Origin of the sequence: Flavobacterium olei (assembly GCF_039749035.1) — a bacterium.
GTDB lineage: Bacteria > Bacteroidota > Bacteroidia > Flavobacteriales > Flavobacteriaceae > Flavobacterium > Flavobacterium olei.
This window is the reverse complement of sequence record NZ_JBDKWC010000001.1, coordinates 62,322-73,856: the sequence shown is the minus strand read 5'-3', so window position 1 is coordinate 73,856 and position 11,535 is coordinate 62,322. Positions and strand designations below refer to the sequence as shown.

The 11,535-nt window shown below is 34.1% G+C and carries 11 protein-coding genes and 2 pseudogenes; 4 read left to right on the top strand and 9 right to left on the bottom strand.

Going from position 1 to position 11,535, the window contains the following annotated elements; genetic code table 11:
* Window positions 1–149 precede the first annotated feature (149 nt).
* The 3 genes and pseudogenes from ABEB31_RS00350 to ABEB31_RS21665 all read left to right on the top strand — a co-directional run bounded on the left by ABEB31_RS00350 (window position 150) and on the right by ABEB31_RS21665 (window position 1,944).
* On the top strand, window positions 150–341 hold the full coding sequence (locus ABEB31_RS00350; protein WP_347049238.1) for a cold-shock protein: 192 nt from the start codon (window positions 150–152) through the stop codon (window positions 339–341).
* Window positions 342–686: 345 nt separating this feature from the next.
* Window positions 687–1,244, top strand: a complete 558-nt coding sequence (locus tag ABEB31_RS00345) for a hypothetical protein (RefSeq protein ID WP_347049236.1) — start codon at window positions 687–689, stop codon at window positions 1,242–1,244.
* A 304-nt stretch (window positions 1,245–1,548) separates the two neighbouring features.
* A pseudogene (locus ABEB31_RS21665) lies at window positions 1,549–1,944 on the top strand (DKNYY domain-containing protein).
* A 614-nt stretch (window positions 1,945–2,558) separates the two neighbouring features.
* Here ABEB31_RS21665 and ABEB31_RS00335 read toward each other — a convergent pair.
* From ABEB31_RS00335 to ABEB31_RS00315, 6 genes and pseudogenes are all read right to left on the bottom strand, one after another.
* The gene (locus ABEB31_RS00335) at window positions 2,559–2,855 is read right to left on the bottom strand and encodes a hypothetical protein (protein WP_347049234.1); all 297 of its coding nucleotides are present in this window, start codon (window positions 2,853–2,855) and stop codon (window positions 2,559–2,561) included.
* Window positions 2,856–3,272: 417 nt separating this feature from the next.
* Window positions 3,273–4,070 (bottom strand): annotated as a pseudogene (locus ABEB31_RS00330) (cation:proton antiporter); the annotation flags it as partial.
* Window positions 4,071–4,460: 390 nt separating this feature from the next.
* Complete coding sequence (locus tag ABEB31_RS21660) at window positions 4,461–4,589, bottom strand: IS3 family transposase (RefSeq protein ID WP_430408224.1); 129 nt, start codon at window positions 4,587–4,589, stop codon at window positions 4,461–4,463.
* A gap of 266 nt (window positions 4,590–4,855) precedes the next feature.
* Entirely contained in the window at window positions 4,856–5,323 is a 468-nt protein-coding gene (locus ABEB31_RS00325; RefSeq protein WP_347049232.1) for an IS3 family transposase, read from the bottom strand.
* A 58-nt stretch (window positions 5,324–5,381) separates the two neighbouring features.
* The gene (locus ABEB31_RS00320) at window positions 5,382–5,585 is read right to left on the bottom strand and encodes a transposase (RefSeq protein ID WP_347049230.1); all 204 of its coding nucleotides are present in this window, start codon (window positions 5,583–5,585) and stop codon (window positions 5,382–5,384) included.
* A gap of 247 nt (window positions 5,586–5,832) precedes the next feature.
* Window positions 5,833–6,351 carry a GNAT family N-acetyltransferase gene (locus ABEB31_RS00315; protein WP_347049228.1) on the bottom strand — a complete coding sequence of 173 codons (519 nt, stop codon included), beginning with the start codon at window positions 6,349–6,351 and terminating at the stop codon, window positions 5,833–5,835.
* Between the two features lie 188 nt (window positions 6,352–6,539).
* Here ABEB31_RS00315 and ABEB31_RS00310 point away from each other — a divergent pair, with 188 nt between their 5' ends.
* Window positions 6,540–7,418, top strand: a complete 879-nt coding sequence (locus ABEB31_RS00310) for a LysR family transcriptional regulator (protein ID WP_347049226.1) — start codon at window positions 6,540–6,542, stop codon at window positions 7,416–7,418.
* Between the two features lie 755 nt (window positions 7,419–8,173).
* On the opposite strand, the gene ABEB31_RS00305 is transcribed toward ABEB31_RS00310, so the two are convergent.
* From ABEB31_RS00305 to ABEB31_RS00295, 3 genes are all read right to left on the bottom strand, one after another.
* Window positions 8,174–8,884: an FAD-binding oxidoreductase gene (locus tag ABEB31_RS00305; protein ID WP_347049225.1), complete on the bottom strand. Its 711-nt coding sequence runs from the start codon at window positions 8,882–8,884 to the stop codon at window positions 8,174–8,176.
* On the bottom strand, window positions 8,881–10,047 hold the full coding sequence (locus tag ABEB31_RS00300) for an FAD-dependent monooxygenase (RefSeq protein ID WP_347049223.1): 1,167 nt from the start codon (window positions 10,045–10,047) through the stop codon (window positions 8,881–8,883). The genes ABEB31_RS00305 and ABEB31_RS00300 overlap by 4 nt, the downstream gene beginning before the upstream one ends.
* A gap of 78 nt (window positions 10,048–10,125) precedes the next feature.
* Window positions 10,126–10,983 (bottom strand): helix-turn-helix domain-containing protein, encoded by an 858-nt coding sequence (locus ABEB31_RS00295; protein WP_347049221.1) that lies wholly within the window; start codon window positions 10,981–10,983, stop codon window positions 10,126–10,128.
* Between the last annotated feature and the right edge of the window lie 552 nt (window positions 10,984–11,535).

Genomic DNA, 11,535 nt, shown 5'->3' with positions numbered 1-11,535 from the left:
TTACGGGATTTTACTTTTCAATCAAATCAGATGTGATTTTTCCATTTTCGAATAGTTTTTTCATCTCTGAAATAAAAAAAAATATAAAATGCTGTTTTTCAATTATGTATTATAAAATAGATTACCTTTAACAAAATTAAATTTATAAAATGCAAGAAGGTACAGTAAAATTCTTCAACGAAGAAAAAGGTTTTGGATTTATTACTCCAAGTAATGGAGGTGACGAAGTTTTCGTCCATGTTTCAGGTTTATCAGAAAACGTTCGTCAGGATGACGCGGTAAGATACGATATCCAAGAAGGCCGTAAAGGTCCTAACGCAGTAAATGTAGTGATAGCTTAATATACTATAATTATCTCTTAACAGCATCTGCTAATAACAGATGCTTTTTTTTGCCAAAAATTAAACAACTAAAAAAAAGCTTTAAAATTTCAAAGCCTCTAAAATTATTGATTTTAGAGGCTTTTTCAGGACAACACATGACTTATTTTATAGCAAATTCGATCACACAGATTAAGTGGTAATTCAAATCCATCACAAAATCAGTAATTGGATTTGTAGTCCTCATTAATTGAAAATTTAATACGGTTGTTTAATATTCTTCAAAATATTTCGGAAGTTTTTCTTATTTCAAAATAATACAATCCTATATTTGGTGAGTGTAAATCCTAAAAAAATTATATCCAGATGAACATCAAGACCAAAATAACTGTTATAGTACTTTTATCACTATTTTTTACAAGCTGTAATACTTCAAAAAGTGAGAAAGAATTAGAACTCAAGGAGAAGGAGTTATTGTTAAAAGAAAGAGAACTGTCCCTTAAGGAAGTTCAGGGCAACAGGCCAAAAATAACTACCAACGAAGCGGTTCGACTCGCTGAAAGTAAATTTCAAAAATACCTGCCCAAAATCATGGCGTCCCACGATGCGGTACTCGACGGTCAGGAATCCTATACAGGGGATTTTACCGGTGACGGCATCGAGGATGTTGCGATATACTTTGTCCTTGTCCCAAAAGATGGGGGAAATGCCATTGTAGGACAAGGTTTGACCCTGTATCAGAACAGTGGGTTTGATGTTAAAGTTATAGCGGGATATGAACCCGAGACCATGTTCCGGTTTGACAAAATCAATAACGGTAAAATTTATGTGCAAAAATTGGAGTATGCAGAAAATGACGGGCACTGTTGTCCTTCGATTGAAACCCAGCATATCCTAACCATCTCCGGCAGCAAGGCCTATTGATTTTAATGTTAGAATCCCGCACAGTTATAAGTATGAAAAGAGACCAACCAAAGCTCATAATAAATCTCCATGTTATATCCCTGTTATAGATTCTTCTTTTACAGGTGAAGCAGTACGTAAGGCAGCTGTTCCTTATGGACAACAAGTGAAGGTCAACTATGGAAAAGTAATTCTGGCTACAGTTTTAACTAAGTATGTTAACTCTATTGCTATCGCATATAACGCAGGTGCTTTGAGTCTAATCAATATAAAAATACTTCTAAAACACTAAAATAGCCATCTTTTAAGCACTTAATATTGAATAATGAAAAAATCACTGTTAATTCTAATTACGTCATTTATTCTAGCCAGCTGTAGTGACGGTTATATTACAGATAAAAACAATATTTATTATGTAATACAACCCACATCTTTTGCAGAACACGGCGGGCACGGACATAAGATTTTAGCTAAAAATGCCGACCCTGATAGTTTTGAAGAACTTGAAGCGGGTTATGGTAAAGATAAGAGATATGTCTATCTAAAAGGTATAATAATAAAGAATGCCGATCCTTAAACATTTGAAATTATAGATTTCGTAAACAAAAATTCATATGGCGATAAAAATTATTCAAAAGATAAAAATTATGTCTTTTTTTACGGAGAACAAATTCGAAATGCGAATGTCAAGACGTTCCGGATTCCAAAAGGAGAAGAATAGTTGTTTAATGTGGTAATTAATATGACGCAAAATATAATTATACATCTCAAATTCTGTGGCACATTTTTGATGATCTGAATGTTCCACGATTCTGTCATAGAATTTTAGAGTATTTTATAAAACTGAAATGCCCTAAAAATAAAAAACCTGCCAATCATATGATTTTGCAGGTTTTTTATTTTATGAATTTAATCATAAAAAAAGTCCTAATCTAAGATTAGGACTTTTTGTGGGGAGAGCAGGATTCGAACGATATCGCGCAAAACCGCATCTATGCTACGTTTTTATGATGTCTTAAACCTAATTGCACCGATTCTGCACCTGAATTTTAATTGTTGCTTTTATAGATCTTTAACTAATTGATATTCAGTGAAATTATTCCGAATTTGATTGTAAATATATGAATATTTTTTTTATTATTGATAAATTTAATTTTTGATGCTTCTCAGATGGAAAGTCCTTTGAGAATTCCTTAGCTTTTTGTTGTAAAAAAGTAGCCTCCAAATTCAATGTGCCACGATTCTGCTACAAAATTATGATGGTTTACATTGTTAAAAATTCTTTATTTAGCTAATATCAAATTTAATTCAATAATACGAGGCCAAAATCTCTGCTTAAAAATTATTGTTTAAAAAATTACAGGTACCGCAGTAAATTTTTCCTTCGGCAGTGTCATTTTTTCTCTCTTGGCTTTTAGTTGGTTTTTCATATTTTTTATATAAAACAAGATCTTCTGCCGCTTCCACACTTTCTGGACCTTTTAAAAATTTCTTCACTGTAATTTCTGCCATAAGTCTTAAAAAAGATAGTATTTCCGCAGCTTGATCAAGGGTAACATTCATGCCCTCGTCGGCTAGCATTTTAAGTGCCTTCTCAGGAGTAATTTTCCAGTTTTCATTTTGATTAATCATCTTCTGGTTATTTTTAACTCAAATGTAATCAATTATTTATTACGAATAAGTATGGTTTATTTGTTAATTAGAGTGACAGGAACAGGACAAATTTCAAAATCTTTTTTGGATGATTTGAAGCAATTGGCTTACTACATGTAGTGTCTGTCTTCCATTTGCTATGTAAATTTGGTTTAGATGTCCTGCTGGGGATGATGCAAAAAATATAAAAACACAATTGGTTTATGGCATTAAATTAATATACAATTCTACAAATATTATAGAGGATTTGAAATGATTTTAATGTCTAAGTAGAAATTGTATTTCTTTGGCTCTATGAATTACTGTTTGAGGGTAAATTGATTTGCTAACGAAAAAATGAGGATAATGTTAAGGGCGCAATAATACGCCCTTATTTTTTAAAATTTCATATTTAAAGTTTATTCCCTGCAGACGGGATTTACTGGTCAAAAAACGATGCCTGTTATTAGCCAGCAGTAAACCGCCGCTTACCACAGCCAATACTCCTGAGCTGTGCATTTTTTCGGCAGCAAGATCAATAATATATGGAGTAAGTAATGAGAGTACAATGTCTACATTAGCATCCGTTGGCAGGTATTTGTGTGCTTTCATAAAGAGCCATCCTATCAATAATCCAATTCCAACACCTCCAAAAATCATCCAGCTGAAACTTACTGCTGCTTTATAAAATAAAAACTGCTCCGTGGCAACGGCAATCATGGCAAACCTGAAAATAATTAAGGATGAAGCATCATTCAATAGACTTTCTCCTTCTAATATGGATGATATTGTTTTGGGAACTTTTACAAATTTTAAAATAGCTCCTGCACTGACTGCGTCTGGAGGAGAAACAATACCACCAAGTAAAAATCCTAATGATAACGAGAAGCCTGGCAATATATAATTGGCTACTAAAGCTACGGACAGTGCCGAGAAAAAAACGACTAAAAAAGCAAAACTCGTAATGATACGACGCCAGCGCCACATTTCTTTCCAGGAAACGGTCCATGCTGCTTCATATAACAGTGGCGGCAGAAATATAAAAAATATCAATTCAGGCTCAATAATAATAACAGGAACTCCGGGAATAAAGCTGATAGCCAGTCCTGCCAAAATTAAAAGTATAGGATATGCTACTTTAATTTTATGCGCAAGCATAATCAAAAGCAGGATAACGATTAGTAAGCCTAAATAAAAAGGGAAATGATCAAGCATATATGTGTGTGTTCGTGAATTAATTTATAATGTCAAATTGTGGTAAATTCATATAAGTACAATTATTTTATGCTTTCTCCCTCCATGCGTTCCAATCTTTTGTGCCGAACCCCGGCACAACGATTTCCACTTTAAAACAAATTATTTTAATATACAGTTTCGAACCTAAAAACGTAAGTATTGATTTTATTGGGCTTTTACTTTTCTAAAATTGGAAGTGCCACAATTCTGCCACAAAACTCAGATCAATGATTTTTATAACATTTTTGATGTTTAGTAATGTTTCGAACTTGAGCCTTTAAATTGTTTTAATACAGTATTATAAGTTCTTGTAAATATACATGCATCGATTGTGCTCCCAGTTTAATTCTAGCATCATAAGAAAAGCTATTATTTGATTGCCTGCTGATTCTGAAATTCTTCGATCGTTAAGTTTCCGAGTGCAGAATGTCTTCTGCAGGTGTTGTAAAAGTTCTCGATATAATCGGTTATTGATTTTCTGCTTTCGCTTAGTCTTATATTTATTTTGGTACCAGTTCTACCTCTAATGTCTTGAAGTAGCTTTCTGCCATTGCGTTATCATAGCAGTTTCCTTTTCGGCTCATGCTTTGGGTTATTTTATTTGAGACTAATAAAGCAATAAACTCACGGCGGGCATATTGCTTTTCTTTGTCAGATTGAAAGAGTAGTTCCTTATTGTTCTACAATGTACGTTAAAAGAGCTTTTGTTAAAGAGGTGATGCTGGTATCTTTTGCTCTCATTGTTTCGCTGATTGACCAGCCGATCACTTTGCGGTCAAAAAGGCTATCACCACAGTGAGATTGATCCAGCCTACATCTATTTCGATGTACGTTATATCAGAAACCCAGATTTCGTTTCTTCTGGCTGCCTTAAAATTCTGTTCTAATCTGTTTTCTGATGATCTGTTATTGCGGGGTGGGCTTGTAGTTTTTTTATATGATTTTGCAATGCTTCTCAGATGGTTTTCCTTCTTAATCTGCCCAATAAATTTTCTGGAAACTTTTATCCCGATGGAATCTAATTCTTTAGCAATTCTAGGGCTTCCGTATCGGCATTGGCTCCAGTGGTAAATTCTTATAATTTCTTTTATTATATAGGCTTTCCGAACTGACTTTGCAGTGGGTGCTCTTTTCCTCCATCGGAAGAAACTGCTTTTGTGAATCTGAAAAATCCGGCACATCTTGTCGACAGGAAATACTTCAGCATTTTCTCTAATGAATTCATATTTCACCCGCCGCTCTTGGAGAAGATATTTTGAGCCTTTTTTTAGGATGTCCCTTTCGAAGCTTCTACAGCTCATTTTTATAGGATATTTCGGTGGGAGTTTTCTTTATGGTAAATCTTCCTTCTTGGTAAAGCTTCTTCCAGTGCTGAAGGGTACTTGTACTAATGTTGAGTTCTCTTGCCACGTCACAGACTCTTCCGCAGTGGATGCTCATGGAAGCGGCCAGAATCTTAAAGCTTAAAGTAAAGGTTCTCCTCGTATTTTTCATGCTGTTAAAATTAGCAGAAATAAAATTAGCTGCCAGTCACAAATTTTAGGCAATATATCATCATTTTTTACTGCTTCAGATAAACACTGCCTAAGCTTTTAGTCGCAAAAAAGGTATCAACTCCAGTCAGAAATTTTAGGCTATATCTTCATTTTTTATTGCTTCAGAAAAACACTGCCTAAGAATTTAGTCGCAAAAGAGGTATCAACTCCAATTACAATTAACAGTAAAAAATATTTTTTTCCCATTACAATATTTTTTTCATCATAATGTCTACTTGGTCGTCATCTCCTAATTTGAAAATATGTTTATCAAAAGCAATAAATCCATTTTTTTCGTAAAACCGAATTGCACGTACGTTTTTTTCCCATACTCCAAGCCATACGTAATTTGATTTAACCTTGGTAGAGACCTCCATTGCTTTTTCATATAGCAATTGTCCAATCTTTTTTCCATGGTAGGCAGCAAGTACATAAATACGTTCTATTTCTAATGCTTTGTGATCCTGCATTTCTGTTTGCGATTGTCCGGTGTTTAACTTCAAATAACCTACTACATTACCGTTAACGTTTGCAAAATAAAATTCCGAATCAGTTTGTTTAATTTCTTCAAGAAGTTTATTTGCTGCAAAACCTTCCTCTAAATATTTTGTCATGTTTTCTGCTGTGTTGCTCTCAGAAAAAGTTTCTGCAAAAGTTTTTCGTCCAATTTCTTGTAAACTGATAATGTCTTTCGTACTTACCCGTTTGATTTCTATGTTTTCCATAATTTGTTGTTATTTTAATTAGTAGAGTGTGCAGTGTAAAATTTCAACTGTCACTATTCAATTTGAAATGTTTCAAAAATTAAATCTTAACAGAATTACTTTATACAATTATTTATCCTGCAAAATTATGTTAATTAGCAGTTCTATAAAATGCTGATTTTTTATTTATTAATGCTTAAATTGCATCAATGGACTTACAACAGATTAAATATTTTCTCGCTTTAGCCAAAGAACTGCACTTTTGGAACACCGCAGGCAAAATGAATATTACACAGTCTGCCCTTTCTAGACAGATTCAATCTTTGGAAGCAGAGTTGGACATCAGACTTTTTGATAGAAACAAAAGGAATGTTAAACTTACAGCTGCGGGGGAATTTTTGCAAAAAAAGTGGGAAGTAAAAATAAGCGAATTGGCCTTTCTTCACGAGCACGCCAGACAAATTCAGTTGGGAGAAAGCGGAACCGTAACCGTGTCGCATCCAGATTCCATATCAGCCTCACTAATACCCGAGCTTCTTAGTCGTATATTATCCGCATTTCCAGATCTTAAGATAGAATTAGTGCAGGTACGATATGAAGATCAGCAGGATTTTTTAAGAAATTATAAAATTGATATTGCTATTACGAGAGACATTAATAAATCTGAAGATATAAGGTCTGAAAAAATTCATACAGATTCTATAGCAATTGTTGTACAGGAAAAACATCATTTCCGTTCATTCGAGGATATAACAAAACAAAATCTTCAGGAAGAAAAAATTATATTACCTATTAAAGATGGCCATAGTAGTTATAGTGAAATTATCAATCAGCTATTTCGATCATTTGATTTGGTGCCTAATGCAGCGCTCCAATCAGAATTTGGCTCAGCCATTATCGCATTAGTAAAAAAAGGTTTTGGAATTGCAATTTTGCCCGATTCATATATTTACCATGAAATTCCGGGTATCCGTTTTATTTCTTTGCCTTTTAAAACAGATTTATATATTAATTGGCGTGCTAATGAACATCATCCAGTGTTATCCAATGTTTTAAAAGTAGTCCTTAGAGATCAAATTCAACTCTAGTATAACTTAAATGGAGTAGATCATTTGTTGTTTAAAAAAAATTAAGGTTGAAATTAAGAATGGTACATCCGATTCAAAGTTACTTTGGCAAAAAGTGGTTTTGCTGCTTTTTGATATTTAAATATCTATGTTCCATAATCTGCAACATAAATGCTATGACTTCTCCTTAGGTTTTGTTACAGAAAGTATTAAATCCAAAATCTTAAAACCCAAATAAATCCACTTTATATAGATAACTAAAACTGAAAGCTCATATATTTTTGTTATTTTTTATACTTCTATCTTTGTCATGAAAAAACAGATGAATCAGATTTGGCTTACAGAGATATGATCTTTGGGGCAATTATTACGCCAAAAACTGGATATTGTTAACTAGAGAACTTGAACTTATAAAAATAAGTTTGCCCATTAAATGGGGTAAAATGTTGCAGTTTTTTACCCCAAAAACGGCTACCAGCCTTTAATTATGGTCAATAAAAGCAGGTGTATCAGTTTTAGTTGACGCTAATGTACCTGCTATGAGCAAATGCGGACATTCTATTGTAACTTTTTTTTAATCACAATAAAGTTGCATGCAAAAACTTTAGTCGTTGAACAGCGTTGTTATGGCTCTAGCGATTCTTTTCGACTGTCAATTATAAATATTAGCGCAATCATTCAGGTTTATACTACAATTATACACGCCGGTAGAGTTTGAATTTTGAAGTTATTTGAAACCTTATGATTTCATAAATCATATCCATAAGGGTGGCTGATCACAAACCTTTTTTTCCTGCCAACCAGTAACCTTGAGATGAAATTTCTACCCCCTTATTTTTTTTCAACATGTACCTGAAAGTTTGAACGGATCGCGCATTGCCTGTCAATACAAAAATTGTAGTCATTAAGCCAGAAGTTTTGAAAAAGGACAATTCATCAATCCATTTTTCATTATTAAATAAGTTAGTTTTGGCAAATACTGAATAGTTTTCAAGGTTCAATAACTTGGGAACATTTTTATTAGCGTCATCTAATTCAAAGCAGAAATGGAAATGATGCCCATTTTGTTTTAAAACGGGAAGAAAAGTACAGGCAAGCCCCAATGAAGTTTCATCGCCAAAAATATAATATTGCTTTCTACTGGGTACATACAGGGACTTTCCCCGTGGAGGACCAATAAAAATTTCATCACCTATATTTAAGCTGTCGATATAGTGGCTTCCTACTCCATTGCCATGAATGTGAAAAATAATATCAAAAAAACCTAGTTCCTTGTCGTGATACTCAATTGTATAATTCCTAAATTCTGATTCGCTTACACGAATGACGCTCGCATAGCCAATGTGGAAATTCCATTTAGATATATCACCTTGAAACCGGATACGTTTTATGTATGCAGTGATGTAATGAGTTTGAAAGACAATTACATTTGGACGCATCGAATCTCCAAATAAAGTACTGACCCACTTCGGAACGCTGGAAATCATAATAAATATTCTTTTAGTTTAAATGGAACTATAGATTGTGTAAAGTCAGGAATATGATTAGGATCTGCCATGCTTTCTTGCTGTATTTCATCATTAGAATTATACGCAAGTTTCTGATTAAGTTCAACATAATCTCTCAGTGCGACTTCATAGCTATTTAATCCTTTTTGCAAATCATTTTTGTGAGTGGCCAATTCTCCCGCCAACACATAGGCGCCGACCATTGCGACTGTCGTTCCCTGGCCGAGTGAAACCGATACGCTATAACCTGCATCGCCTACAAGTGTAACTTTTCCTTTGGACCAAGTGTCCATTAATATTTGATTCATGGAATCGAAGTAGAAATTTTTAGACTCCTGCATATATTCGAGTATTTTCGGTATATCCTTGCCAACATTTGCAGTACGCTCAGTAATCATTCGTTTTTGAATGTTAATATCGTGGTAGTCATACTCCAATGGCGTATCGTTGCTAAAACCTAGATATACTCTTGCTGCACTTTCTCGCTCCTTAACAATGTACGCAGCAACGGGTGCGTCATTATGTTGATATATAACTTCCCAATGGTCTAGGTCCAATATATTAGGAATGGTAAAGATGGCAACGTAATGTCCAAGATAACGCATATATTGTTTTTCATCTCCGAACACTTTTTTTCGTACATTTGAATGCAGTCCGTCTGCGCCAATTACAAGGTCGAACTGTTTGGCAGAAGCATTAGAAAAAGTTACATCGACACCTTCTTTTTCCGAACTGATTGATACTATAGTGTCATTGAAAATATATTCCGCTTTACTGCCAACCGCTTTAAGTAACACGCGTAAAAGGTCATCACGCAACACTTCAACATCCGGGCTGTCATGTTTTCCTCGAGTAATAGTGTGTTCGGTAGTTCTGGAAAGTTCTTTACCGCTGGAAGCGTCGACAATGATCATTCCGTTTAGGTGTGTGCTGTTGACGTGAATGTCTTCTAAGATCCCCATGCGTTCAGCCACTTCTAATGCTGGTCCACGTACATCAAGTGCCTGGCCACCTGCCCGGATGTATGGGGCACGTTCAACAATAGTCACATTAAAGCCGTATTCTAAAAGCCAATAGGCTGTGGTTAGTCCTGCAACACTCGCACCAGAGATTAACACCTTTATTTTTTTTTCTGTTTCCATTTTATATGAAGTTTATGTTTTACAAAGGAACATCTCCTAAGTAGGATAAACTATGCATGAAAAAGGGTAAGTATTGGATTAATCGCGGTGTGTACGTCGAAAAGCTAAAGCTGTCATTCCAGTAACCTTAGTGAACAAACGGGAAAAATATGGGTAGTCGTCATAACCTAAATTTGAGGCAATTTCTTTTACAGATTTATCTGTATAATATAATAATCGTTTACTCTCTAAAACAACGCGTTGCTGTATATGATACGAAACAGAATGGCCTGTAATGTTTTTGACGCACTCATTTAAATAGGCAGTGGATATATTAAGCATTTGAGCGTACTCAGTAGGTTTTTTATTTAATAAATAATTACGCTCCAATAATACTCTAAAAGCTTTTGTGATCGTCTCAAATCTTGACGGTGCATCCATAGACTTGGAGAGTTCTAAATACTGTGAGGCAAGTAGAGCAACTAATGTATTGCAGCTGTCTTTTAGCAGTGAATGATATAATTTATCATAATGTCTTTCCGATAATCTTACTGCAAGTAATATAGCTTGAGAGATTACAGAAAACGTTTCGCCGTTTAATATTAACGGTTTTGCAGGTGCAATATCTTTCAGGAGTATCAGGTATTCTGAATTCAGGTTTTCATTGCTAATTGCTAAAAAGCTTGCAGTTATATTTTCAAATGGCCCCATTCGATGTACTTGATATGGGGTGACATAGATGATTGAAGATGGCTGCATTTCATATTTTTGAAAGTCAATTTCGATTGGAGTAGATCCTTTTTCCTGAATGAAAAATAGATGATAATCATCCCGGTGTGGATGTGCTGCTTCTTCAAAAGTGCGTAAAAATTTAATTGTAGCTCTTCCAACGGCTATACCTGAATTGAACCTGTCAGACATAGTTTTTAAAGAGAGACTTTCGGATTTATTATGCATAAGTGTTGATTTATTGTGCAAAGTGGGCGTTCTATTTATGTGGGCAGCAAATGCTGGTGGTGCGCATTGTAAAATGAACTCAAAATAATTTTCAAAAGTAGTATAATAAAATAATATTGTTTTACTTTATTAATTGCTTTTCTACTTTTGCATTGATTCGCATCTTAATTCTCAGACGAGTGTTGACACTACTTTTAAAAAGGCATCTGTAATCTTTTCTTCTGCATTAACTTCATGTCAGGATCCAACTTGAGCCGTCATTCAAGATATATCTAATTGCCCTAGGAAAGTGGAATTTTTTGTTAATTAGCTTCCATATACGGTTGAAATCTCGATGAAACACGATTAGGTCAACAACAATAGTCAATCTAGCACTCGATATATTTTTTTTCGGAAGATCAATAAAATAACTATCGAATGTCTTCGGACATATTGCTTGTTATTATTTTATAAAATTAATAGTTGCTATTATATTACCAAGATAAATTTATAAGTATAAAGATTTTAAATTTTTATTTGACTAATCGAGATGTGCGTAATGAATAGATTAAA

Coding starts and splice junctions, on each gene's coding strand:
- ABEB31_RS00345 (WP_347049236.1), top strand. CDS start 687: ATGAACATCAAGACCAAAATAACTGTTATAGTACTTTTATCACTATTT.
- ABEB31_RS00350 (WP_347049238.1), top strand. CDS start 150: ATGCAAGAAGGTACAGTAAAATTCTTCAACGAAGAAAAAGGTTTTGGA.
- ABEB31_RS00320 (WP_347049230.1), bottom strand. CDS start 5,585: ATGAAAAATACGAGGAGAACCTTTACTTTAAGCTTTAAGATTCTGGCC.
- ABEB31_RS00335 (WP_347049234.1), bottom strand. CDS start 2,855: ATGATTAATCAAAATGAAAACTGGAAAATTACTCCTGAGAAGGCACTT.
- ABEB31_RS00310 (WP_347049226.1), top strand. CDS start 6,540: ATGGACTTACAACAGATTAAATATTTTCTCGCTTTAGCCAAAGAACTG.
- ABEB31_RS00315 (WP_347049228.1), bottom strand. CDS start 6,351: ATGGAAAACATAGAAATCAAACGGGTAAGTACGAAAGACATTATCAGT.
- ABEB31_RS00305 (WP_347049225.1), bottom strand. CDS start 8,884: ATGATTTCCAGCGTTCCGAAGTGGGTCAGTACTTTATTTGGAGATTCG.
- ABEB31_RS00295 (WP_347049221.1), bottom strand. CDS start 10,983: ATGCATAATAAATCCGAAAGTCTCTCTTTAAAAACTATGTCTGACAGG.
- ABEB31_RS00300 (WP_347049223.1), bottom strand. CDS start 10,047: ATGGAAACAGAAAAAAAAATAAAGGTGTTAATCTCTGGTGCGAGTGTT.